The sequence below is a fragment of the Streptomyces sp. 8K308 genome (assembly GCF_004348315.1).
GTDB lineage: Bacteria > Actinomycetota > Actinomycetes > Streptomycetales > Streptomycetaceae > Streptomyces.
On sequence record NZ_SMKC01000079.1, the window covers coordinates 1 to 23,380 of the forward strand.

At 73.9% G+C, this 23,380-nt stretch carries 24 protein-coding genes and 3 pseudogenes; 7 read left to right on the forward strand and 20 right to left on the reverse strand.

Annotated features, from left to right (window positions below):
* Positions 1 to 204, reverse strand: a pseudogene (locus E1265_RS14185) (glycosyltransferase); the annotation flags it as partial.
* Between the two features lie 148 nt (positions 205 to 352).
* A pseudogene (locus E1265_RS14190) lies at positions 353 to 544 on the reverse strand (ATP-dependent endonuclease); the annotation flags it as partial.
* 87 nt (positions 545 to 631) lie between these two features.
* Between E1265_RS14190 and E1265_RS14195 the strand changes: the two are divergent.
* The gene (locus tag E1265_RS14195) at positions 632 to 916 is read left to right on the forward strand and encodes a hypothetical protein (protein ID WP_132930664.1); all 285 of its coding nucleotides are present in this window, start codon (positions 632 to 634) and stop codon (positions 914 to 916) included.
* On the opposite strand, the gene E1265_RS14200 is transcribed toward E1265_RS14195, so the two are convergent.
* Positions 906 to 2,087 carry a hypothetical protein gene (locus E1265_RS14200; protein WP_132930665.1) on the reverse strand — a complete coding sequence of 394 codons (1,182 nt, stop codon included), beginning with the start codon at positions 2,085 to 2,087 and terminating at the stop codon, positions 906 to 908. The genes E1265_RS14195 and E1265_RS14200 overlap by 11 nt on opposite strands.
* Positions 2,088 to 2,307: 220 nt before the next feature.
* On the opposite strand from E1265_RS14200, the gene E1265_RS14205 reads away from it, so the two are divergent.
* Positions 2,308 to 2,697 (forward strand): VOC family protein, encoded by a 390-nt coding sequence (locus E1265_RS14205; RefSeq protein WP_132930666.1) that lies wholly within the window; start codon positions 2,308 to 2,310, stop codon positions 2,695 to 2,697.
* Between the two features lie 69 nt (positions 2,698 to 2,766).
* Positions 2,767 to 3,285: a hypothetical protein gene (locus tag E1265_RS39010; protein WP_243740777.1), complete on the forward strand. Its 519-nt coding sequence runs from the start codon at positions 2,767 to 2,769 to the stop codon at positions 3,283 to 3,285.
* A gap of 16 nt (positions 3,286 to 3,301) precedes the next feature.
* On the opposite strand, the gene E1265_RS14215 is transcribed toward E1265_RS39010, so the two are convergent.
* The 5 genes and pseudogenes from E1265_RS14215 to E1265_RS14235 all read right to left on the reverse strand — a co-directional run bounded on the left by E1265_RS14215 (position 3,302) and on the right by E1265_RS14235 (position 6,498).
* Positions 3,302 to 3,691 (reverse strand): VOC family protein, encoded by a 390-nt coding sequence (locus tag E1265_RS14215; protein WP_132930667.1) that lies wholly within the window; start codon positions 3,689 to 3,691, stop codon positions 3,302 to 3,304.
* Positions 3,692 to 3,878: 187 nt separating this feature from the next.
* Positions 3,879 to 4,237: pseudogene (locus E1265_RS14220) on the reverse strand (cupin domain-containing protein); the annotation flags it as partial.
* A 74-nt stretch (positions 4,238 to 4,311) separates the two neighbouring features.
* Entirely contained in the window at positions 4,312 to 4,929 is a 618-nt protein-coding gene (locus E1265_RS14225) for a hypothetical protein (RefSeq protein WP_243740778.1), read from the reverse strand.
* Complete coding sequence (locus E1265_RS14230; protein WP_132930668.1) at positions 4,926 to 5,723, reverse strand: MerR family transcriptional regulator; 798 nt, start codon at positions 5,721 to 5,723, stop codon at positions 4,926 to 4,928. The genes E1265_RS14225 and E1265_RS14230 overlap by 4 nt, the downstream gene beginning before the upstream one ends.
* Positions 5,724 to 5,844: 121 nt before the next feature.
* Positions 5,845 to 6,498: a transglycosylase SLT domain-containing protein gene (locus tag E1265_RS14235; RefSeq protein ID WP_132930669.1), complete on the reverse strand. Its 654-nt coding sequence runs from the start codon at positions 6,496 to 6,498 to the stop codon at positions 5,845 to 5,847.
* A 905-nt stretch (positions 6,499 to 7,403) separates the two neighbouring features.
* On the opposite strand from E1265_RS14235, the gene wrbA reads away from it, so the two are divergent.
* Positions 7,404 to 8,021, forward strand: a complete 618-nt coding sequence (gene wrbA / locus E1265_RS14240; RefSeq protein WP_132930670.1) for an NAD(P)H:quinone oxidoreductase — start codon at positions 7,404 to 7,406, stop codon at positions 8,019 to 8,021.
* A 22-nt stretch (positions 8,022 to 8,043) separates the two neighbouring features.
* Here wrbA and E1265_RS14245 read toward each other — a convergent pair whose 3' ends face one another.
* Positions 8,044 to 10,434 carry a SpoIIE family protein phosphatase gene (locus E1265_RS14245; protein WP_132930671.1) on the reverse strand — a complete coding sequence of 797 codons (2,391 nt, stop codon included), beginning with the start codon at positions 10,432 to 10,434 and terminating at the stop codon, positions 8,044 to 8,046.
* 185 nt (positions 10,435 to 10,619) lie between these two features.
* Here E1265_RS14245 and E1265_RS14250 point away from each other — a divergent pair, with 185 nt between their 5' ends.
* Positions 10,620 to 11,459, forward strand: a complete 840-nt coding sequence (locus E1265_RS14250) for an EamA family transporter (RefSeq protein ID WP_132930672.1) — start codon at positions 10,620 to 10,622, stop codon at positions 11,457 to 11,459.
* Here E1265_RS14250 and cutA read toward each other — a convergent pair.
* The 5 genes from cutA to E1265_RS14275 form a co-directional block, all read right to left on the reverse strand.
* Positions 11,437 to 11,772, reverse strand: a complete 336-nt coding sequence (gene cutA, locus E1265_RS14255; RefSeq protein ID WP_132930673.1) for a divalent-cation tolerance protein CutA — start codon at positions 11,770 to 11,772, stop codon at positions 11,437 to 11,439. The genes E1265_RS14250 and cutA overlap by 23 nt on opposite strands.
* A gap of 22 nt (positions 11,773 to 11,794) precedes the next feature.
* Complete coding sequence (locus E1265_RS14260) at positions 11,795 to 12,820, reverse strand: alpha/beta hydrolase (protein ID WP_132930674.1); 1,026 nt, start codon at positions 12,818 to 12,820, stop codon at positions 11,795 to 11,797.
* A 115-nt stretch (positions 12,821 to 12,935) separates the two neighbouring features.
* A complete protein-coding gene (locus E1265_RS14265; protein ID WP_132930675.1) occupies positions 12,936 to 13,319 on the reverse strand; it encodes a VOC family protein in 384 nt (127 codons plus the stop codon).
* Between the two features lie 25 nt (positions 13,320 to 13,344).
* Positions 13,345 to 13,767: a protein-tyrosine phosphatase family protein gene (locus E1265_RS14270; RefSeq protein ID WP_132930676.1), complete on the reverse strand. Its 423-nt coding sequence runs from the start codon at positions 13,765 to 13,767 to the stop codon at positions 13,345 to 13,347.
* On the reverse strand, positions 13,764 to 14,333 hold the full coding sequence (locus E1265_RS14275; protein WP_132930677.1) for a CGNR zinc finger domain-containing protein: 570 nt from the start codon (positions 14,331 to 14,333) through the stop codon (positions 13,764 to 13,766). Before E1265_RS14275 ends, E1265_RS14270 begins: the two co-directional genes overlap by 4 nt.
* Before the next feature lie 112 nt (positions 14,334 to 14,445).
* Here E1265_RS14275 and E1265_RS14280 point away from each other — a divergent pair, with 112 nt between their 5' ends.
* Positions 14,446 to 14,898, forward strand: coding sequence for a pyridoxamine 5'-phosphate oxidase family protein (locus E1265_RS14280; protein ID WP_132930678.1), 453 nt, complete (start codon positions 14,446 to 14,448; stop codon positions 14,896 to 14,898).
* Between the two features lie 142 nt (positions 14,899 to 15,040).
* Positions 15,041 to 15,823 carry an SGNH/GDSL hydrolase family protein gene (locus tag E1265_RS14285; protein WP_207931073.1) on the forward strand — a complete coding sequence of 261 codons (783 nt, stop codon included), beginning with the start codon at positions 15,041 to 15,043 and terminating at the stop codon, positions 15,821 to 15,823.
* 64 nt (positions 15,824 to 15,887) lie between these two features.
* Here the strand turns inward: E1265_RS14285 and E1265_RS14290 are convergent, their stop codons facing one another.
* The 6 genes from E1265_RS14290 to E1265_RS14315 form a co-directional block, all read right to left on the reverse strand.
* A complete protein-coding gene (locus tag E1265_RS14290; protein ID WP_132930680.1) occupies positions 15,888 to 17,396 on the reverse strand; it encodes an MFS transporter in 1,509 nt (502 codons plus the stop codon).
* Positions 17,397 to 17,429: 33 nt separating this feature from the next.
* Positions 17,430 to 18,029, reverse strand: a complete 600-nt coding sequence (locus E1265_RS14295) for a TetR/AcrR family transcriptional regulator (RefSeq protein ID WP_132930681.1) — start codon at positions 18,027 to 18,029, stop codon at positions 17,430 to 17,432.
* A gap of 89 nt (positions 18,030 to 18,118) precedes the next feature.
* Entirely contained in the window at positions 18,119 to 19,045 is a 927-nt protein-coding gene (locus E1265_RS14300) for a hypothetical protein (protein ID WP_132930682.1), read from the reverse strand.
* 26 nt (positions 19,046 to 19,071) lie between these two features.
* Complete coding sequence (locus E1265_RS14305; protein ID WP_132930683.1) at positions 19,072 to 21,582, reverse strand: Hsp70 family protein; 2,511 nt, start codon at positions 21,580 to 21,582, stop codon at positions 19,072 to 19,074.
* The gene (locus tag E1265_RS14310; RefSeq protein WP_243740779.1) at positions 21,575 to 22,141 is read right to left on the reverse strand and encodes a hypothetical protein; all 567 of its coding nucleotides are present in this window, start codon (positions 22,139 to 22,141) and stop codon (positions 21,575 to 21,577) included. Before E1265_RS14310 ends, E1265_RS14305 begins: the two co-directional genes overlap by 8 nt.
* Positions 22,138 to 23,380 (reverse strand): hypothetical protein (locus E1265_RS14315; protein WP_207931072.1); only part of this gene is annotated, 1,243 nt, incomplete at its 5' end. The genes E1265_RS14310 and E1265_RS14315, both read right to left, overlap by 4 nt.

Genomic DNA, 23,380 nt, shown 5'->3' on the forward strand with positions numbered 1-23,380 from the left:
CACCCGGTACCGCTCGACCCACCCGCCCGGGTCGAGGTCCGGCATGCGCGTCAGCACCCGGACGTCGTCCTCCCTGAACACCGGGGCCAACACCTCGTCGGTGACCACGAGCACCTCGTGCCCGGCGGCGGACAGGGCGCGCAGCAGCGGAAGTTGGGCCCGGCCGTGGGAGGGGCTGCCCATCGTCGTACACATCACCCGCATCGGGATCGGCCTCCGTATCGCTCTCCTGACAACGGCGATACGAGCACCCTGACCCGGTGGCGCCCGGAAGATCCGCTTTCGGCCCGAGGACAATCCGATCGAGCGACGCGGCCCGGGACCGGGCTCGGCCCGGGGCCCGGCCGCGTGGTCAGACGTTGGCGAGCAGGTCGTCGAGCGGGGCGGGCACCCGGTCGGGGTCGAGGGCCTCGACGAGCACGTGGCCGTAGCGGATCTTGCGCCCCGACTTTGTGCCAAGGAAGCGCCGCAGCCGCTGCTGTTCCGTGCGGTCCCGCTGCGCGGGCTGGGCGAGGAAGGTCCGCAGGGCGCGCAGGTCGCCCTCCTGCACACACCGCAGTGCAGAAACTCACTCACACACGCCAGAACGCACTCACACATGCTCAACCAACAACAGCTCACAACCCTGGGTTTGGCCCATGCGTTGTTCGAGGTCGCCGCGCACGCGCTGCGGACCGCCGCCGACCCGGGGGAGCCGGCGGCGGTGGCCGAGGCGATCGGCGCGGCGCGGTTGGAGACCATCGCGGGGCCGCTCGACTGGACGGCGGGCCCGGTGCCGAACGTCGCCACCGTGCGGCTGGCCGGCGGTCAGTGGCAGCGCGGCACCCGGCACGACTACGAGCTGGCCGTGGTCAGCAACCGCCGGGTCCCCGGGCTTCGGGTGACCGCCGACCTGACGCGGCCGGTCAGTCGGTGACGCGCTCGAAGGGCGTCGGGGTGGCGCCGGTCCAGCGGTAGAGGTAGACCTCGCCGAGCTGCCGGCGCTGGCCGTCCACGGTGACGGCGCGGCCCTCGGCGGCGTAGTAGTAGCCGTCGCCCAGAGCCTCGAGACCGTAGTTGCCGTGGAAGTCCCAGCCGAAGACGCCGGTCGCCGGGTCGTGCCGGCCGTCCCGCACCAGGCTGAGCAACTGGCCGCGCTCGCGCTGCGGTTGGCCGGTGATCTCGCCGCGGCGCGGCGGCACGTCGCCGTCGATCATGAAGAAGGAGTAGTTGGGGAACTCCTCCTTGGTGCCCGTGTAGACCGCCATCATCCAGTTGCCGGTGGACGGGTCGTACTGGAGGTTCTGCACCCCGTAGGTGGTGTTGCCGGTGCGGACGAAGTACTTGCCGTTCGGGCGGTGCGGGCCGCTGCGGTGCGGGTCGCTCTGCGAGAGCGGCCGCTCGTAGCGGGCCCAGTTCCGCACGTCGTACTCCAGGATCACCTGGTGGTCGTTGTCGGCGCGTCCGGTGTTGGCGTACACGCCGTAGGCGACCATCAGCCGTTGCTGCTGCCGGCCGCGGTCGCCGTCGTCGCTGGCGCGCGAGCCGAACGAGGGGCCGAAGGAGACGCCGTCGATGCCGCTGCAGCCATAGCGGTGGTCGGCGGTGTTCGCGGTGTCGCCGTCGAAGACGCCGTCGCCGTCCATGTCGGCGGTGAAGTCCTCGACGACCTCCTCCAGGTGGACGGCCGTCATCACGCCGTCGGTCTCCGCGTTCATGCCGACCCGGTCGATGGCGTCGACATCGAAGATGGCGATGTAGAACGCCTCTTCGGCCTTGTACTCCAGGGAGCCGTAGACCCGGCCGTCCTGCGGGTTGAGGTCGATGTCGCCGAGGTGGCCGGTCAGCCCCTCGACGGTGCCTATCACGTTGCCCGCGAGGTCGGTCTTCACCAGCATCTGCGTGAACGACCAGTAGACGAAGCCGCCTTCCCGGTCGACGGTGACGCCCTGCACGTGACTGGTCGGCCAGGCGCCGCCGTTGATGTGCGTCGGCAACTCACCCGCGTCCGGACGGACTTCGCCGGGGGAAGCGGCGAACGCGGGGCCGGCGACGGCCGTCGCGGCGAGGGCGACGGCGGCGACCAGGATCGTTCTGACGCGTGGCATGGGGGGTGCCTCCTTGTCCGGTGAGCGGCGCAAAACAGCCCGAACCTTAGGAAGCGGCGGTTATCGGACCGCCGGTCCCCGAGGTCGTCCGGGCGACGCCCCGGTGAACAGCGCGCGGGGCGTCGGGTGTTCTGTTGCCCCGCCCGGTGCGGCGCGAAGCGACGCCGGCCGGGGGCACCGCCCGGCGGCGCCGGCCGGGCCGGGTCCTAGGCTGGGGCTCATGGCATCTTTCGTGCAGAACGTGGCGATCGACTGCGCCGACGCCTACGCCCTCGCCCGCTTCTGGAGCGAGGTCACCGGCAGTCCGCAGCACCCCGAGGACCGGCCTGGCGACGAGGAGACGCAGGTCCTGCTGCCGGCCGGCGCGATCCTGCACTTCAACCAGGTGCCGGAGCCGAAGACCGTCAAGAACCGGATCCACCTGTGCCTGCGCCCGGACACCACCCGCGAGGCCGAGCTCGACCGCCTGCTCGCCCTCGGCGCCACGCTGGTCGCCGACCGCCGCAACCCGGACGGCACGGGGTGGGTCGTGCTCGCCGATATCGAGGGCAACGAGTTCTGCGTGCTGCGCAGTGAGTCCCAGCGGGCCGCGACCGAGCCGCGGGACTGAGCCGCAGGCTGAGTCCCCCACCGCCCGGATGGGGAGGGGTCCCGGTCGGGACGGGGTTCCATGGCGACCATGATGCGCAGAACGTCATCCACCCCCGCCGCCGCCGCCGTTGTCGTCGCCGTCGTGTTCGCCGCTCTCACGTCGTGCTCCTCGGATTCCTCGGGAGGGTCCTCCGCCGAGGACCGGCCCAGCGGGTCCGACTCAGGGGCGCCGGCGTCCGACCCCACGCCGACTCCCACGGAGACGGTCACGACGTCGCCCTCGCTGACCGGGCCGTGCGCCGAGGGGACGTGCGAGATCGAGGTCGCCGTGGGCGACGTCGTGACCGTGCCGGAGACGTACGGCCTCGGGCCGATCGAGGTGCTGGGGATCACCGACGGCGCGGTCGAGATGGTCGCGCCGGTGACGGGGTCGGGCTTCAGCGTCTCCGGCTGCTCCGGTGGCGGCGCCGTGTCGTCGGGGGGCGGCGGCGGTGTCGGGCTGAACTGCGACGAGGGATCCGTCGCGACCATCAACGACGCCATGACCCTGGAGGTCGTCGAGATCCAGGACACCACCGCCGTCCTGCGCATCGAACCCGCCGCGTGACGCACGGCTCGCCGGCTCAGCGGTGAGCGGGGAAGAGGCAGAACTCGTTGCCCTCCGGGTCGGCCAGGACGTGGTGGTCCTCGTGGCGGGCCACCACGGTGGCACCGAGCGCGACGAGTCGATCCGTCTCGGCTTCCGGGGCGGCGGCACGCAGGTCGAGGTGGACGCGGTTCTTCCCGCGCTTGGGCTCCGGCACCAGCTGGCACCAGAGGCGCGGGCCGCCGCCCGCCGGCTCGACGAGCACGGTCGGGTCGTCCTCGGGACCCGCGAACCCCAGGGCGCCGAGGCGCGCGAGCTCGGCCTCGTCGTACGGGGCGACGGCGTATCCGTCCAGGGCCGCCGCCCAGAACCGGGCGGTGGCGGCGGGGTGGGCACAGTCGATGACGATGTCGTGGAGTCGCGCCATGCGAGCAGCATGGGCACTGGCCGCCGTCGCCGTCACCTCGTTTCCCACGACGCCGGGGGCCTGGGCGGCGGGTTTCGGACAGGCGCCCCACGCGGCGGAGCCCGCACATCGACGGCAGCGCACAGCCCATACTCGGCCGCATCCGCGCGTGGCGCCCGACGTGCCCCACGCCGCGGAGTGGTATGTCGGCGCTGAGCCGGTGCGGGGTGAGGGAGTCGAAGTGGGCGCTGTCGCACTCGCCGAGCCGGTGCTCGGCGCCGCCGAGCCGCAGCCGCAGCCGGCCGCGCAGCACGTGGAGCCACTCCTCGCCGGGGTGCACGCGCACCAGCCCGTCCTGCCGGTCGGCGTGCGGCACCCGCGCCCGCGGCGCCTGGAGCGCGCGGCCCGGGACGCCCGCCTCCCGGTAGGTCAAGCCGCCCGGCCGACGGGCCACCGCGTCGCCCGCCCTGACGACCGGGTCGGGGTCGGGCACCGCCTCGCGTAGATCCTGGCCAGGCCGAGCGGCACCGGCAGCGAGGGCTGGCGCCGCCCCGCCTCCAGGCTGGAGGCCGCTTCGCGCGGCGGCGCGCGGAACCGCGCGGCGACGAGCACCCGGCCGCCCCGGCGAAACGGCGCGCCGCTCAGGCGTGGTCGAGGCGGGCGCGGGCGCGCAGGGTCGCGACGGCGGCCTCCGGGTCCTCGGCGTGGTAGCTGAACGCGCGGGCCGTGGCCCGGGCGCCGAGGACGCGGGTGAAGGTGATCGGCTCGGTGAGCTCCACGGTGACCGTGGTCTGGCCGCCCACCGCCAGGTCGGCGCGGCCCGCCGCGTCCACGGCTCCCGGGGCGCTCGACGGGTAGCGGCGATCGACGCGGGCCGAGGCGATGCGCTGGGCGGGGATCCCGATGTCGAGCAGTGCGCCGTAGCGCAGCCGGAGGGAGCCGTCGGCGCCGACGACGTGCGGGCGGACGGCGCACGAGGCGTACAGGGCGATCACGAAGTAGATCCCCCAGAGGCCGAGCACCAGGCAGATCAGGTGCACCAGGGGCCAGTGGACGAGCAGCGCGAGCACCACGGTCTCCACCACGGAGGCGAAGAGGAAGCAGACGGTCACGAAGAGCTGACCCGCGGCGTACGGCACGGGCAGGTCGCCGCCCGCCCGCACGCCGTGCGGCCCGCGGCGCGTCACCCAGCGCAGCAGGCAGGTGAACAGCAGGAGCTCGTGTCGGACGAGCCGCAGCGCGGCCCCGGCGGCCCTCACGCCCCTTCCCGCAGCAGTTCCATGGCCCGGCGGACCGTGGCGGCCTGGGCGGGCGAGAACTCGGCGAAGAAGGCGTCGGCGAAGCCGCTGCTCAGGTTCTCCGGGGTCAGCGCCTCGGGGATCGACAGCGCCTCCCACACGCCCTCGGGTAGGGAGTCGACGATGGCGCGGGCCGTCCGCTCGACCCCGGGGTCGTCGACCGGGGCGTCCACGAGCGCGTCGAAGTCGGCGTAGATCTCGTACGCCCTGGGGACGGCGTCGGAGGCCGTGGTCAGCGCCGCCAGCAGCCCGTCGAGCCACTCGCGGTCGGCGCCCCGCCTGCTGGTCTCGAGCAGGGCGAGCAGGGCCCGCTCCTCGGCGGCCCACCGTGGCTCCTCACCGCCGAGTTCGGCGGTGACGCGGGCCATGTTGTCGAAGAGGGCCGACAGCTCGAACGAGACCGGCGCCTCGGAGGCGAGTCCTCCGTCCTCCTCCGCCTGGCGGAGGAGCCAGCCGAGGTGGGCGCGCCGCCGCCGGATGTCCGCCTCCTGGCGCGCCAGGTCGGCGTCCAGTTCGGTCAGCACCTCGACCAGGTCCTTGCCGGCGTCATCGGCCAGCACGTCCCGGACCTCGTTGAGGCTGAGGCCCAGGTCGCGCAGGCGCCGGACGCGGGCGAGGACGATGGCGTCGCGCAGCGTGTACCTGCGGTAGCCGTTGGGGTGCCGCCGGGGCTCGGGCAGCAGGCCGACGCGGTGGTAGTGGCGCACGGCCCGCGGGGTGGTGCCGACCAGGTCGGCGAGTTCTCCGATCCGCATGCCCTCAGTGGAAACCCTGTCGCTGCGACAAGGTCAAGTGGGTACGCGGACGCCCCGCCGGCGGGTTGCCGGCGGGGCGTCTCGGTCAGGCGTCCCGGTTCCGGGGCGGTGGCGGGCCCGATCAGTACGCGCTGTTCACGTTGTCCATCGAGCCGTACCTGTCGGCGGCGTAGTTGCAGGCCGCGACGATGTTGGCCACCGGGTCGTAGATGTCGTTCTTGGTGCCTTCCACGTGGTACTGCTCGAAGGTCGGGTCGATGACCTGGAGCAGGCCCTTGGACGGGATGTTCTTGTGGGCGTTGGTGTCCCACATGTTGATCGTGTACGGGTCACCCGAGGACTCGCGCATCAGGTTGCTGTAGATGCCGTCGTAGCTGCCCGGAATGTCATGCTCGTCCATGATCTCCAGGGCTTCCTTGATCCACTTGTCGATGTCCTCGCGGCTGGCCGGCACCGGGTCCGGCTGCTCGTCGTGCGCGATCGGTATCAGTCGACCGTCGTCGTCGAACTGGGCGCCGCGACCCGGGTCCTCGGCCTGCTTGTCGGCGTTGTCGGCGGTCTTGTCGGCCTTCTCGACGGCGGCCTGCACCGTCGAGGCGCTCACCTGCTGGGTGACCGTCGGGGTCGAGCCGGTCGCCTCGGCGGGACGCTCGGCGGCGTGGGCCGGCAGGGTCAGGGAGACAGCCACGGCCGCCGAGGCGGCCGCCAGGCAGGCCACCCGCGCCGGGCGGCGGCGCAGCGCGGTCGCGGGGGCGGTCGTCGTGATGGCGGGCATGGAACAACCTCTCTAGGCGGGGGGATCGTCTGCCACGCCTGGTGCGCGGCAACGTCGCCCAGCATGGAAAGTGCTCGGGCCCCGGGGCAAAGGTGTGACCTACGAAGGCAAACCGTGCAGAAGTCGGACGATTCGCCTGTCGAGCCTCATAGTGGGCGGTTCGGGCGCGGTGAACGCTACGACCCGGCATCGGACGTGACGCCCGTCTCGTCGCCGAGGTCACACGGCCCCCCCTCCGGGGTCACGTTCCGCCGATCGAGCGGACGCGAACTGTGAGGAATCGGAGCCCGGGGAAATCGCCCATCGCGTGCGCGGCGACACACACCGTGACCGCCCTCGGGCGGCGCCTGCCGGTCGGTGCCCACACGGTCGCCCGACGTACCGGGCGCCACGCGCCCCCGCCGCGGGCCGCGGCGGCGAGGCCGCCCGTCGTCCGCCCCGCCGCGGGCCCTGGCCGCTCCGCGCGCCTGGCCGTCAGCCAGAGTTCGCGGCCCTCCCGGGGTCGGACGCGGATCAGCGGGGCCGCCTCGCCGGATCGTGGGCGCGGGTGGATCGACGGGTTGCCGGCCGGGGCGCGGTCGGCCGGCTGGTGGCGACGTTCGCGCTGCCGGTGCCGTCGGTGGTGATCTGCGGGCTGCTCGGCGTGCCCTGCGTCGACCACCCCTTCTTCCAGGGCGCCGGCGGGATCCTGATCGGCCGGAACGCCCCCGCGAGGAGCGCGCCGCGCCCACCGGCCGCCTGTGCGAGCTCGTGGCCGGGGGCTCACGCGCCCGGCCTGCCGCACGGCCGACCTCGACCGGCTGCCGGTGGCCTGGTCGCGGGCCCCCGCGAAGGGGCGGGGTGGGTGTGGTTAAATCTTCAACGACAAGTTGAAGGGCCAACCACCAGTCACGGGAGCCACGCCCATGTCCACCCCGGTCAAGCTCGCTGTCATCTACTACTCCTCCACCGGCTTCAGCGCCGAGATCGCCAAGGAGATCGCCGACACCGCCGAGAAGGCCGGCGCCGAGGTGCGCGTCCGCAAGGTCGCCGAGCTCGCCCCCGCCGAGGCCATCGCCTCCAACGAGGCGTGGGCCGCGCACGTCGCCGCCAGCGCCGACATAGCCGAGGCCACCGCGGACGACATCGAGTGGGCCGACGCCGTCGTCTTCGGCACCCCGACCCGCTTCGGCAACGTCGCCTCCCAGCTCAAGCAGTTTCTCGACACCCTCGGCGGCCTCTGGGCCCAGGGCCGGCTGGCCGACAAGGTCTACAGCGGCTTCGTCACCACCGCCACCCAGCACGGCGGCCAGGAGTCGACCCTGCTCGCCCTCTACAACTCCATCCACCACTTCGGCGGCCTGATCGTCTCCCCCGGCTACACCGACGCCGTCAAGTTCGCCGACGGCAACCCGTACGGCACCTCGCACGTCGACGCCCAGGGCAACAACCCGATCAACGACACCACCCGCGACGCCGCCCGCCACCAGGCGCAGCGCGTGGTCCGCATCGCCGCCGCCCTGAAGGCCGGCCTCTCCGCCTGAGCCACCGGGCCGCCCCCGCGCGTCACCCGCGGGGGCGGCCGGGGCAGCCGGTGGGCAGCGGCTGCTCGCACCAGATCGTCTTGCCGCCGGCCGTGTGCCGGGTGCCCCAACCCCGCGTGAGCTGCGCGACGAGCATCAGGCCGCGGCCGCCCTCGTCGAAGGCCCGGGCCCGGCGCAGGTGCGGCGAGGTCGAGCTGGCGTCGGAGACCTCGCAGATCAGCGCCTGGTCACGGATCAACCGCAGCCGGATCGGCGCCGCGCCGTACCTGATGGCGTTGGTGACCAGCTCGCTGACGACGAGCTCGGTGACGAACCCGGCCTCCTCCAGGTCCCAGTCGGCCAGCTGCCGGCAGGCGAGCTGCCGGGCACGGGTGACCTCGGCCGTGTCGGGCGGGAGCGTCCAGGTCACGGCCTGGTCCTCGGCCAGCGCTCGGGTGCGGACCAGCAGCAGGGCGGCGTCGTCGGTGCCGCGCTCGGGACGCAGCGACGCGGTGGCCCGGTCGCAGGCGGCCTCCAGCGAGTCCGGCGCGCCAGTCGTCAGCGCGGCGCACAGCTCGGCGATGCCCTGGTCGACGTCGCGCTCGCGGTTCTGCACCAGGCCGTCGGTGAAGAGCGCGAGCCGGCTGCCCTCGGTCACCGGGAACTCCGTCGCCTCGAAGGGCAGCCCGCCAAGGCCGAGCGGCGGCCCGGGCGACGCGGCCAGCTGCGTCGCGACGCCCTCCGGGGAGATGACGAGCGGCAGTGGATGCCCGGCGCTCGCCAGGGCGCAGTGCCTGGCCACCGGGTCGTACACGGCGTAGAGGCAGGTGGCGCCGAACTCGCCGGCCGCGCGGCGCGACCCGGCGCCCCGCACGTCGCTGGTGAGGTGGATCACCAGGTCGTCGAGGTGGGTCAGCAGCTCGTCGGGCGGCAGGTCCACGTCGGCCAGGGTCCGGACGGCGGTGCGCAGCCGACCCATGCTGGCCGCGGCGTGCAGCCCGTGGCCGACGACATCCCCGACCACCAGCGCCACCCGGGCCCCGGAGAGCGGGATGACGTCGAACCAGTCGCCGCCGACGCCCGCGCCGGCACCGGCCGGCAGGTACCGGGAGGCGACCTCGACGGCCTCCTGGGGCGGGAGGTCGAGCGGCAGCAGGCTGCGCTGCAGGGCCAGCGCGGTGGACCGCTCGCGCGAGTAGCGGCGGGCGTTGTCGAGCGCGACGGCGGCCTTGGTGGCCAGCTCCTCGGCGAGCAGCAGATCGTCGGCCGTGAACGCCTCGGGCGTGGGACGGTCGCCGCGACCGAAGACGACGAGGCCGAGCTGCGCGCCGCGGGCCGCGAGCGGGACCGTGATGCGGCCGGTGAGGCCCTCGGCGGCGAGTGACTCGTCGATCGCCGGGTTCCCGGCTGGCCAGTGGGCCGGGTCGGAGGCAAGCCCGGGACCGAAGCCGTACTCGATCACCTGCTCGAAGGCGGCGGTGACGTGGACGGTGGACTTCCCGGTCGCCAGGCAGCGGGCGGCGGTGGACCCGGCCGGGTGGACCACGGCCTGTCCGGCGCCCGTCCCGGGGTGGAGCGCCGCGCGGGTGAGCGTCACCGCGCCGGCCGGAGCCCGGGCCGGCGGCTCGTCCCCGCGCAGCACCTCGGGGAAGAGGTCGACGGTGACGATGTCGGCGAAGCGCGGCACCGACCTGCGGGCCAGCTCCCGCGCGGTCTGGAGCACGTCGAGCGTGCCGCCGATGCCTGAGCCGACCTCGCTGAGCAGGAGCAGCCGCTGACGGGCCCAGTGCTCGGCGCTCATGTCGAAGCCCCAGTTGGCGACGCCCCGCACCCGCCCCGCCTCGTCCTTGACCGGCCACATGCTGGTGGCCCAGGCGTGCGCGTAGGGCTCGCCGGCGGCCTGGACGTAGTTCACGTGCCGCACCGCCCGGCCCGTCCGCACCACCTCCAGGTTCCGGTCCGTGTAGTCCGGGTCGTTGAGGTCGGGGAACAGGTCGCGGTACCGCTTGCCGATCACCGAGGCGACGGAACGGTCGATCACCCGGCTGCTGGTCTGGTTCATCCAGAGGAAGCGCAGCTCGGGGTCGTAGAGGCCCAGGGCGGACGGGCACTGGTCGAAGGCGTCGATGACGATGCCGGAGCGCTCCATGGGCGCGATGGTGAGGCTGTGGCCGGCCGGGCGGCCCTCCGCGTCCAGCAGGGGGTGTGTGGTCGCCTCGGCCACCAGCGTTGCGCCGTTCCGGTGACGCAGCGGCAGGCGGTGCCTGCCGCCGTTCTCGGGAAGCTCCCCTTCGGCCAGCAGATCCGTCACGGGACGCCCCACGACCTCGGCCGCCGCCCACCCGAGCAGCCGGCGGGCCCCCTCGCTCCAGCCGCTCACGGTGCCGCTCACGCTCAGCGACACGGCGGCCGTCGCCGGGGGCTTGCTGTCCATGACGCATCCCGTTCCCGCTGGTCAGGGCGTTGGGTGACCGCTTCCTCGGGCTTTCATCGGGCTTCGTTCCAGACTAGACGCGATGGCGCCGGGCCGCTTCGGCGGCATCCGGTGCCCGATCCGTCACGAACGGTGATCGGCGTTGCCGTGCGACTGGGGCGGCCGCCGCCGGGCAGCCTTGCCGGATGGGTGCCGTGCTCGCTCTGGCCTCGGCCGTCTGCTACGGCGTCGTCGACTTCGCCGGCGGGCTGCTGTCGCGACGGGTCCACTTCGCCGTGGTCACCTTCGTCGGGCAACTCGGCGGCCTCGCGCTCGCGCTGGTCGCCGCCGTCCTCGTCCCGGCCGACGCGGTCTCCTCCGCCGACCTGGCCTGGGGCGCGCTCTCCGGCGTCGGCAGCGGCATCGCCATGCACTTCCTCAACCGGGGCCTGAGCCGGGGCGCCATGAGCGTCGTGGTCCCGGTGAGCGCCGTCACCGGCGTCGCGCTGTCCGTGCTGTGCGGCGTGTTCCTGCTGGGCGACCGGCCGACGCCGCTCGCCTGGTTCGGCATCGTGCTGACCGTGCCCGCGCTGTGGCTCGTCGCAGACGGCGACGGCGACGGCGAGCCGGGCCCGGACGGGCGGGCGTCGGTCGACGGTCTGATCGCCAGCCTCGGCGTGGCGGTGCAGTACATCGGACTCGCCCAGGCGGACCCGGCGAGCGGCGTGTGGGCCGTGGCCGCCGGCCGCGTGGCCGCCGTCCTGATCCTGCTTCCGAGCGCCGCACGGCACGCCCGCCGCTTCCGGCTCCCCGCACTCCCCCTGGCCCAGGCGGTCCTGATCGGGGCAGGCGCGGCCTCCGGCCTCATCCTCTACCTCTGGGCGACCCAACGGCAGATGCTGGCCATCGCCGTCGTCCTGGCCTCCCTCTACCCGGCGATCCCCACCGTCCTCGGCTTCGCGCTGCTCGGCGAGCGGGCCACCAGACCCCAGACCACGGGCCTGGTCGGCGCCACCGCCGCGGTTATCCTGCTGACCCTCGGTTGACGGTCTCGTCGTCGAGCCAGGCGAGATAGGCGGCGCTGCCCCGGGTGATCTCCGCCGCGATGATCTCGGGCACGTCATACGTGTGGGCGGCCCTGACGTGCTCCTCGAGCGCCGCGTACCCGGCGGCCGGCAGCTTGTACAGCACCCGCCACTCCTGGTCCGTCCGGACGGCGCCCTCCCACCGGTACACGCTGGTGATCGGCCCGTCGACCTGCGCGCACGCCGCCAGCCGCGCCTCGACCGCCGAGCGCGCCAGGGCCTCGGCGGCCTCCCTGCTGTCCGTCGTCGTCAACACCGTGATGTGGTCGGCCATGCGCGGAACTGTATCGGCGGCCTCAGTCGGGACGTGAGGCGTCGGGCAGGGACGTCAGCCAGTCGAGCAGCAGGCGGTTGACCTCCGCCGGGCGCTCCTGCTGGACCCAGTGGCCACAGCCGTCCAGGACGTGCGAGCCGACGAGACCGGGGAGCGTGGTCGGGAAGGCGGCGATCGCCTCGGCCATCCAGGTCGTGGAGGCGTCGAGGCCGCCGCCGACGAACAGCGAGGGTTGGGTGACGGGCGCGCCGGCGCGCTCCGCCAGGTCCTCCCAGTCCCGGTCCATGTTCCGGTAGCGGGCCAGCGCTCCGCTCAGCCCGGTGCGCTCGAACTCCGCGGCGTAGACGTCGAGTTCCCGCTCGCCGAGCCAGGCCGGCCGCCGGCCGTCGGGGAACCGGTCGCGCATCCGCCCGCCCCGGCCCACGAAGTGCGGGTCGGGCGCGCCCGCCCCCGGCATGGTGTCGGCGGACAGCGCGGCGTAGAGGCCGGCCAGCCAGCCGCGCACGTCGGGCTCGATCTCCGCCTCGGCCCGGCCCGGCCGCTGGAAGTACGAGACGTAGAACTCCTCGCCTCCCCCCTCGCCGCCCATCCGTGCGAAAACCTCGCTCGGCCGCGGCCCCCCGGGCGGCGCGTACGGCACGCTGAGCATCCCGACCGCGCGGAACACGTCAGGACGCAGCAGCGCGGACATCGCGGCGATGTTCGAACCCCAGTCGTGCCCGACGATCACCGCGCTCGACTCGCCCAGCGCGTGCACGACGGCCACGGCGTCCGCCACCAGCTCCACCATCCGGTACGCCTCCACCGCCGCCGGCCGCGACGAACGCCCGTACCCCCGGACGTCGACGGCCACCCCCCGGTACCCGGCGACGGCCAGCGCGGGCAGCTGGTGGCGCCACGAGTACCAGGACTCGGGAAACCCGTGCACCAACAGCACGAGCGGCCCCTCGCCCCGCTCCACCAGATGCGTCCGCCCGGCGGGCGAGGCCACGAGCCGGTGCCGGAACCCGCCCTCGGCGGCGCCGGCGGCGGCGGACGTCTGCGACATGGTTCCTCCCGAAAGCGGTGTGCGCACCCAGAACCATCATCCGCCGACCACCCCACGCACGCCCGCGAACCGTTGCCGATCCGGCAAGGACCCGACTCGTCGGCCAACCGGCCCGTCAGGGCCAGGTGTTGGCCTGGGCGGCGAAGACCTCCTGGGCGCTGTGCACCGGCAGGACGCAGAGCAGGTGGCCGCCTGGTGCGCGCAGCACCTGGCAGTCGAGCCACGTCGTGACGCGCTCCGCGCCCAGGGCCAGCAGGCGTTCCGTCTCGGCCTCCAGGTCGTCGGTCTCGATGTCGATGTGGAAGCGCGGCGCGTCGTCGCCGGTCTGCTGGATCGCGGTGACGATGCCGGGTATGGCCTCGTGCACCACGGTGAACTGCGGCTGGTCGGGGTCGCGTTGGGCCGGGGAGCCGAGGGCCGCCGACCAGAAGGCGGTCGCGGCGGCGGCCTCGGCTTCGGGGGTGTCGATGAGGAGGGCGTAGACGCGGCTTCGGTGCATGGGCAGAAACCGTATCCGCCACGGTTCAGCCCGCGAAGCGGGTGACCCAGCGGCGCTGCCAGGGGGTCTCGACGGCGCGCGGGTGGTGGTGGGCGCGGGTCCAGGCCACCGCCTCGGCCGGGGGCAGGCCGGCCAGGACGGCGAGGCAGGAGAGGACGGTGCCGGTGCGGCCTACGCCGCCACCGCAGGCGACCTCGACGGATTCGCCGGCGCCGGCGCGGGCGTGGAGGTCGCGGATCAGCCGGCGGGCCAGGTCGTGGTCGCGGGGGAGCAGGAAGTCGGGCCAGTCGAGCCACTCGTGCGGCCAGGTCAGTTTCGCCTCGTGCTCGCGACGGAGGCGGCGGGTGCCCAGGTAGAGGCCGTAGTCGGGGGCGGGGCCGCCGGGCCACGGGTTCCGGAGTCCTCGGGCGCGGACGGCGACGCCGTCCGGCAGGACGAGCGCGCTCATCGGACGGCCTGCCTGGCGCGGTGGTTGGCGACCTTGACGCGGTTGCCGCACAGCTCTGGCCGGCAGAACTGGCGTCGGCCGGCGCGGCTGGTGTCGGCGAAGACGCCCCGGCAGCCGGGGGCCGCGCAGGCGCGGAACCGGCCGTGGCCGAGGGCGCGGACGACGCCGGCCAGGCCGGCGGCGAGGAACGCCGCCAGCTCGTCGGCGAGCGCGGCGCCCGGCGCGGTCGGCACGTGCCAGCGCCACCGGTCGTCCGCCGCGTCCGGCCGCAGCACGGGACCGCGCGCGGCCCGCCGCATCAGCACCGCGCAGCCGGCGACGGCCTGGTCGGCCGTCTCGGTCTCGATGATGCCGCGCACCTCGCGGCGCAGCAGGCCCACCTGGAAGAGGTCGGCGGCGGTCGGTGGCGGGGCGTCCAACTGAAGGCCGTGCTCGGCCAGGAACGCGGCCAGCGCCTCCGGGGTCGGCAGGCCGTCGCCGGCGGCGCCGCGCACCGTCGGCGAGGTGGTGACCAGGTCGGTCGCCACTCGCGCGCCGGCGGCGTAGTCGTCCAGGGGGAACTCCACGGACCGTCCCTTCGAAGAGAAGTAACGCGTGTGAGGTGACTATACGGGTTACGGAGCGGGTGGGGGTCCTAGGTCTCGCGGCGCTGGTCGGCGGGTGGGGTGGCCGGGCAGCATGGGGTGGGTGAGCCAACACGCCTTCGACGTCGACGAGTTCCTTGCCCAGCCGCTGACCGCGCGGATCGCGACCGCGGGGCCGACCGTGCGGCCGGTGTGGTTCCTGTGGGAGGGCGGGGCGTTCTGGATCCTCACCGGGCCGTGGGCCCGGCTCACCGGGCTGGTGGCGGACGATCCGGCGGTGGCGATCGTGGTCGACGTGTGTGAGCCGGCGACCGGGCTCGTGCGGCAGGTCGTGGCGCGCGGGCGGGCCGAGCTGATGCCGTTCGACGTGGCCCGCGGGCGGCGGAAGTTGGCGCGGTACCTGGGCGAGGATGAGTCGCGGTGGGACGAGCGCTTCGTCCACTACCTCCACGACGATCCACGGCAACGCGGCACGGTCTGGCTGCGGTTGGCGCCGTCCTCGCTCCGGGCGCAGGACCTGAGCTTCTCGGTCGAGGGCGGTTGCTGAGCGCCGAAAAGTGATCAATTCCTGTTTGTTTCAGGGAACTTCATCTGAATATTGGCATGAACACTTCCAGCAACGCGCGTAGCTTGCTACAAGTGCGGGCAGAGACCCTGTCGTTGGAGGTCGCGTGAGACTCAGAAGGTCCCTGTCAGCCGTCTTCGTCCTCGTATCCGCCCTCGTCGTCGGCCTATTGGGGACGGCGGGCACCGCTCAGGCGGCGGCCCCCGCCTACGTGGCACTCGGCGACTCGTACTCGTCCGGCAACGGAGCCGGGAGCTACATCTCGTCGAGCGGTGACTGTCACCGCAGCAACAACGCCTACCCGGCGCGCTGGGCCGCCGCCAACAGCCCGTCCTCGTTCGCGTTCGTGGCCTGCTCCGGCGCGGTCACCACGGACGTGATCAACAACCAGCTTGGCTCGCTCAACTCCTCGACCACCCTGGTCAGCATCACCATCGGCGGTAACGACGCCGGCTTCGCCGACGCGATGACGACGTGCGTCACCGGCTCCGACAGCACCTGCCTCAACCGGCTGTCCACGGCCCGCACCTACATCAACAACACGCTGCCCGGCCGGCTCGACGCCGTCTACCGCGCGGTGCGCTCGCGGGCGCCCAACGCCCGGGTCGTCGTGCTCGGTTACCCGCACATGTACATCGAGCCCGCGCCCTGGTACTGCGTCGGTCTGAGCAACACCAAGCGGGCGGCGATCAACGACACGTCGGACGCCCTCAACTCCGTGATCGCCGCGCGCGCCGCCGCCCACGGCTTCCGCTTCGGGGACGTCCGTCCGACCTTCGACGGCCACGAGCTCTGCTCGGGCGACGACTACCTGCACGATGTGCGGGTGCCGGTCTGGGAGTCCTACCACCCGACCAGCCTCGGCCACGCCAACGGCTACCTGCCGGCCCTGAACGCGAACGACTGACGGCCCACGCGCACGGGGCGACGGAGTGCCCACTCCGTCGCCCCGTGCGTGTGTCGCACGCGCGTCACATGTGGATCAGCGGGGCGGCGTTGGGGTCCTCCGCGACCCGGCCGCGGCGGTACAGCAGCACGCTGACGACCAGACCCGCGGCGAAGAAGGCGGCGGACCACCAGTAGGAGGTGGCGTAACTCTCCAGCTGTGCCTGGGCCATGACCGCCGGGTCGCGGGGGTCCTTGCCGTCCAGGTAGTCGCTGGCGGCGCTGGCGGCCAGGGTGTTGAGGAGGGCGGTGCCGATCGAGCCGCCGATCTGCTGCATGGTGTTGACCGTGGCGGAGGCGACCCCGGCGTCCTCGGCGGCCACTCCGGCGGTGGCCAGGCTCATCGCGGGGGCCATGATCAGGCCCATGCCGAGGCCGGTGATGATCAGCGGCGGCATGACGTCGGTGGCGTACCCGCTGGCCAGGTCGAGGCCGGTCATCCACGCCAGGCCGGCGGCGGCGATGCCCATGCCCAGCGGGACGATCGGCCGGGGGCCGAAGCGGGGGACCAGGACGCTGGTGGACAGCGTGGCGGTGATCATGAGCCCGGCGACCATGGGCAGGAACGCGAGCCCCGTCTCGATCGGCGTGTAGAACAGGCTGGCCTGCAGGTAGTAGGTGAGGAACAGGAAGACGCCGAACATGCCGGCGCCGCTGATCAGCACCGCGAGGAAGGACGCGCCGCGGTTGCGGTCGAGCAGCACGCGCAGCGGCAGCAGCGGGTGGGCGGCCCTCGTCTGCCACCAGGTGAACGCGGCGAGCAGTGCGGCGCCGGCCACCAGGCAGCCCCAGGTGGCCACGTCGCCCCAGTCGTGCGACTCGGCGTTGGAGAAGCCGTAGACGAGGGCGAACAGGCCGGTGGAGACCAGCAGCGTGCCGGGGACGTCCAGGGTGGCGGTGCGGTCGCGGGCGGTGCGCTGGAGCAGGACCGCCCCGCCGGCGAAGGCGGCGACGGCGAAGAGCAGGTTGACGTAGAGCGTCCAGCGCCAGTCCAGGGTCTCGGTGAGCACCCCGCCGAGCAGCAGGCCGATGGCGCCGCCGGCGCCGGCGATGGCGCCGTAGACGCCGAAGGCCCTGGCCCGTTCCCTGGCGTCGGTGAAGGTAGTGGTCAGCAGGGAGAGCGCGGCGGGCGCGAGAAGGGCGCCGAAGACGCCCTGGAGGGCGCGGGCGGCGATGAGGACCTCGAAGCTGCCGGCCGCGCCGCCGAGGGCGGAGGCGGCGGCGAAGCCGACGAGGCCGGTCAGGAAGGTGACCTTGCGGCCGAACAGGTCGGCGATCCGACCGCCGAGGAGCAGCAGGCTGCCGAAGGCGAGGGCGTAGGCGGTGACCACCCACTGGCGGTCGCCGTCGGTGAACCCGAGGTCCTGCTGCGCCGAGGGCAGCGCGATGTTCACGATGGTGGCGTCGAGGACGACCATGAGCTGGGCGAGGCCGATGACGACCAGGATCCACCAGCGGCGCGGTGAGGCGGGCGGGTCCGCGTGGACGGCGGCCGGGACGGTGCCGACGGGCGCGTCGGCGGCGGTACGGGGCATGACGGAGGGCTCCAGGACGGGTGGGGTGGCGGATCAGCTGTGGTGCAGGGCCGGCAGGATGGCGGCCTCGATGAAACGGACCAGGTAGTCGGGGTCCGGGTAGGCGCCCTCCAGCAGGGGGCGGGAGAGCAGCGCGCCGAAGAGCAGCTGGGGCATGAAGGCCGCCGCCGCCGGTTGGGCGGGCAGCTCGCCGCGCTCGACGGCGCGGTCGATGAACGCCCTCACGTGAGTCTGCTCGGGGTCGAACAGGGTTTCCCTAAGGGTCTGGCCCAGGGCGGCGTCGGTGAGCGCCACGTGGGCGAGTCCGGCGATGAGCGCGGTGTCCTTCTCGGTCTGGGTCGCGAGCGTGGTGACGAACTCGATCAGGTCGCCGCGGAGCGTGCCGGTGTCGATCGCGCTCGCGTCCACGGGGCGCGTGGCGTACAGCGCGGCGGCCACCATCTGCGGCTTGCCCGACCACTGCCGGTACAGCGTCGCCTTGCTGCAGTGCGCGCGGGTCGCCACGGCGTCCATCGTCAGCGCCTCGTAGCCGACCTCCCGGAGCACCTCGACGGTGGTGGTGAGGAGCTCGAGCTCCCGCTGGGGCGTCATGCGCGGACGACGGACCGGGGATGCCGGCGTCTCGTCGGGCATCGCGCCTCCCTTCTTTGGTACGAAACCGTTCCGTACCAAAGTAGCCCAGGAGGCGGGAGAAACGCAATCGTTCTTTATGGCGAGGCCGGCTACCCGGGGGTGATCAGCAACGTGACCGTCCGGTTGCGCTCGGCGCTCGCGTGCGGCGCTTCCCGCTGGTCGGCGCTGGCGGTCGTGAACGCGGTGAGCGGGTGGCCGCTCGCCTCGCTCAGCTCGCGGGCCGCGACGAGCGCGCGCCACAGCGCGACGACGGAACCGCCGCTGTCGGGGGCGCCGGGCACGGCGGCCGCGTGGCCGCGGACCTCGACCGTGACCTCCCGCCCGGCCAGGCGCTCGCCGAGCGTGGCGAGCAGCTCAGCGCCGACCGGGGTCAGCCGGTCCGCGGTGGAGAAGAGGCCGTCATCGAACACGACCGTCACCGCGGGGCCGCGGGCCACGGCACGCAGTCCCGACGTGTCCAGCGCGCGGGCCAGCGCCTCGGCAGCCGCCCGGCGCTCGTCCTGCCTGGCCGCCTGTTCGGCCGCGCGCTCCGCCGCGGGGTCCTGGGCGGCCTCGTGCTCCTGGCCGGCCTCTGGGCCAGGGGCGGTCCGCCCCGCACGCTCGGCGGGCCCGGCGTCGGCGCCGCCCACGAGCGCCGCGCCCACCCCCGTGACGGCCGTCACCGCGCACACCGCGGCGACCAGCGCCGTACGGCCGCGGTGCCGGGCGAGCGCCGCCCACGCGCCGCCCCGCCGCAGCCGCTCTACGCGGGCGAGACCGGCCGCGGCCGCCGCGTCCTCCGGGTGCCGCTCCCGCACCAGCCGCCAGGCCGCCGCCGCCTCCTCCCACTCGCCCCGCTGGGCGTGCACGCGGGCGAGCAGGTCAAGCACGTCCCGGTGCCCGCCGACCGCCGGATCGCCGGCGGGCCGCAGCAGCCGCAGCGCCTCATCGCCGTCGCCCGAGCGGGCCGCCGCCCTGGCCCGGGACACCACGAGCGCGAGCCGCGCCGGGCTCGCGACGTCGGACGTGGTGGTCATCTCAGCCATCTCCCCTCACCCATCGGCTACTTGATGCCGCCCGTCTTCCACTCCAGGTCGTCGGCGACCTCCGGCGGCAGCAGCTCGCGCAGCCGGTCGTTGACGGCGGCCAGCGCCTTCAGATCGCCGGCGGCCACGGCCATCCGGCCCCGGAGGATCGCCGCGTCAGCCTGGGCGCGCGAGACCATCTCGTTCCGCATCTGGACCAGCGCGTTGAAGACGAGGTACTCCCACCGGTCGGTGCGGCGCAGCAGTTCGAGCCGGAACTCGACGGCGCGCCTGACGAGCCGCTCCAGCTGCGCCGGGGTGGCGTCCTCACCGAGCGAGCCGGCGCGGTCCCGCAGGTTCTGGAGCTCCCGCCGGTCGGAGGGGCCGCCGCCGACCTGGTCGAGGAGGTCCTCGCAGGCGCTCAGCAGGTCCCACAGCTCCCGTTGGAGCCCGGGCACCTCGATGGCCTCCTCGATGTCGTCGAGCTGGGCCTCGACGTCCCGGATGCGGCGGTCGCTGGTGACGGCCGCGCTGGTGTCGACGGCCGCGGCGGCCACCTCCTTGCGCAGCTGCGGCAGGGTCCGCTGCGCCGCCAGGTCCTCGATGCGGGTCCTGGCCGGCTCCGCGTGCTCGTCGTCCGCCTGGTCCTGGAGGTCGAGGAACCGCCGTTCCACCTCGCGCAGCCGGTCCACGAGCTCGGCGTGGAGCGGCGGCACCAGCTGCGAGCGGTTGATGGTCGCCTCGAACTGCTGCCCCACCAACGGGATGTCGGCGGTGACCAGTACCTCCCGGTTGGCCGCCCGGATCTCGAAGGTCATCTCGACCTCGCTCTCCGCCGGCAGGTCGATGCGCACGTCCCGCGGGCGGATCTCCAGCAGCCCGACCCGGGTGTTGCGGTCGGCGCGGCGACGCTCCCCCTCGAGCAGCGGGATGCGGATGACGGCGTCCGGCTCGGACCTGCGCAGCGGGATCGTCGTCCGGTATGCCTTCGTCACGACGGCCGGCAGCGCCGTGCCCTTGCGGAGCAGCGGGTCGAACGTGCCGTCCGCCTTGCCGATCCCGAGCGTGCCGGTGAGCACCGCGTCGCCCGGCACGACCGTGGTGTGCGTGATGGACAGCGTGTCGCCGACCAGCTTCTGCCGGGTGCCCGAGGCGTCGGTGAGCTCCACCGTGAAGCGGGACCTGGCCCCCCGGGTGATGGTCACCTCCGTGTAGAAGGTGCCGTCCGGGCCGAGTTCGGTGCGCGGGCCGCGGTAGGCCGGGTGCCCTTCCGGGTTGGTGAGGGTGACGGCGTACCGCGGCCAGTCGACCGGGTTGCCGCTCGTGAACCGGCCGGACACCGGGATGCCGGCGATGTCGACGGACTGCGCCGGGTACGTGAGCTCCACCGTGAACTCGCCCGCCGCGGCCCGCCGTGGCGGGCGCGGCAGCCGCACGGAACGGGCGAACACGGCGGCGCCGCGTGCCACCACCGTGGTCGGGTCCTGGCTGTGGTCGACGGGGATGCCGGCGCCGTGCGTCGGGTCGGCGAGCAGCTCGCGGAGCCCCGGGCTGAGCGTGGCCCCGCCGACCAGGAGCAGCCGGTCGATGTGGTCGGGGCGCAGCGCGCTCTCGGCGAGCGCGGCGCGGCACAGCGCGATCGCGCGGGCGTAGAAGGGCAGCGCCAGGTCGTCGAGGGCGCCCCGGGTCAGGTTGTACTCGAAGGGCTCGGTGCCGCCGTCGCCGTTCTCCAGGTCGAAGGAGATGTCGATCGAGGCGGCGCGGCTCAGCGCTACCTTGGCGTTCTCCGCCTCCAGCTTGAGCTTGGCGAAGTTCCGGCGCCACCGCGGGTTCTCCCGGAGGTTCTCCCGGGCGAAGTCGGGCAGCCCCAGGTCGCGGCGGACGGCGGGCGCCAGCAGGTCGTCGACGAGGGCCCAGTCGATGAGCTTCCCGCCGAGGTGGGGGTCGCCGGCGTGCTGGATCAGCTGGAGCTCGCCATCCCGCTTGCTCATCACGGCCGCGTCGAAGGTCCCGCCGCCGAGGTCGAACACCATCCAGTGCGCCGACTCCGAGACGTCCCGCACGCCGTACGCGATCGCCGCGGCCGTCGGCTCCTGCACCAGCGGGCAGTGCTCGCCAAGGCCGGCCAGCGCGGCGGCGGCCGAGGTGGCGCTGTTCTGGTTGAGCGTGAACGAGGCGGGGACGGTGATCACCGCCGCCTCCGGCTGGTGCCCGAACTCGGCCGCCGCGTCCTGTCGCAACGACCTGAGCACCTCGGCCGACAGCTGCTCGGGCGTCAGCGACACGCCCGTGCGCCGGAACCGCCGGTGGGCGCCAGCCACCCCCATGTCCGACTTGAACTCGGCGTAGGCGTCGTCCGGATCCCTCTCGGTGCGCTCCCTGGCCCGCCGGCCGACGTGGACCACGCCCTCCTTGGGGATCCACACGGCGGACGGCGTGCAGTCCCAGCCGTCGTTGTTCTTGATGACGCGCACGCCGTCATCCTCGGCGACCGCGATGGCGCTGTTGGTGGTGCCGAGATCGATGCCGAAGTCGATGGTTTCACGCACTGCCGAGACCTTCCTGGTCGCTCCTGGTCGTTCCTGCCGGGGCCGTTCCCGCCGGGGCCGTTCCCGCCGGCGTGCCGACGATGACCTGGCCCATCTGGATCCGCTCGCCGCGGAAGTAGACGGACGGCCGCACGGTCTCCAGCACCACCTCGCCCGTGAGATCCGGGTCCTCCTGGAAGACCAGGACCTCCAGGGACAGGCCGGAGTCGAACGGCTCGCCGTCGTGCTCCTGGATCTCGAGCCCGTCGTCGGCGAGCGCCTGCCGGCTCGCGATGACCTGCCGGCGCACCTGCCGCAGGTCGGCCGCCGAGAGGGTGTCCGCGCCATGGTCGAGCTTGCGCAGCGCGCGCCAGATGCCGGTGGCCGCGCCGGCGAGCCGGCCGGCGCGCGCGTCGTCCTCGGGGCCGGCGTCGGCGATCCCGGCGGTCTCGACCTCCGCGAGCACCTCGGCGACGAGGTCGGCCTGGACCGGGCTCAGGAGGGGGCGGGGCACGCGGAACTCCGGCGGGTGCCGCAGCTGGGCGAGGGCCTCGCGGAGGCGTCGGGTCCTGGACGTCATCGCACACTCCTGAACCACTCCACGACCTTGTCGATCGCTCCGATGAGGACGAGCGTGCCGAAGCCCGTGCCGAGCCCGGCCGCGGGACCCACGACGACCCCCACGACGATCGCGGCGACCAGCCCCAGGGCCGCCAGCAGGCAGGCCGCGCACCCCCAGCCCGTGTCGGTCTCGCCCGCCGGCGGACTCCCGGGGAGCCGGCCCGAGCCCGCGTAGAGCCCGTAGACCGTCTTCAGGTTCGCCTCGATGTCCTTCTCGTCCCGCTCGGGGGCGATGTCGTGCGCCTTCTCAGCCAGTTCGACCACCGTCTGCCGCTGCTGGGCGGTCGGCCGCCCGCCCACGTGCTGGCGCAGCAGCGCCACCGCGAGGTTGTTGATCGCGACGGCGACGGTGTGCGCGAGCTGCTCGCGGCGCCACTCCGAGACGAACGCGCCGTAGGCGTTGAGCCGTTCGTACTCGGGGACGACCTGTTCCCTGGCGATGGCGACGGCGTCCTGGTACCGCCCCGCGTCCTTCGCCTCCTCCGCCTGCCGCAGGCCGTCCGCGACCCTCCCGGCCCTCTCCTCCACGGCCTCCTCGAACAGCGCGGCCAGGTCGACCGAGAAGGCGGCGAACCGGGTCCACTCCGCGGCCAGTTCGGCCAGCCGTTCCTCGAAGGCCGGCTCGGCGGCGAGCTCCACCAGCGGCGACACCAGCAGCCGGGAGAGGCCGGCCAGGAAGTCCTCGGCGTCATGTTCGTCCAACCGCGGATCGTCGAGCGCCCGCATCCGGTGGACGACGTGCGCGCGGAGCTCCGTACGCCCCAGCAGCGCCCCCCAGCCGCTCGCCGCGCTCCGCCACAGGGCACCGAGCGCGTCCGCGCCGACCTCCAGCCGGCCGGCCTCCGCCTCCAGGGCCGTGACGTGCAGCCGCACGGCCTCGTCGTGCGCCGCGTGCACCGAACGGGCACAGCCGCAGCCGAGGTCGGCGTCCCCCCACCGCCACAGCAACTCGTCGACCAGACGCCGCCGGGGATCCGCGAACTCCTCGAACGCGGCGCGGACCTCGTCCTCGCCGTACGACCCCGCGAGCGGCGATCCCGCGTCGCCCGGCCACCTCTCGCCGACCGCCAGCCGCGCCTCGAACCGCTGCCGCTGCCGCCGCACGGCCCGCCCCAGCGCGTCAACCGGCAACCCGGTGACGGCGAACACGTTCCGGCGATACAGCCGGACCCCCGCCAGATCCCCAACCCGCGACAAC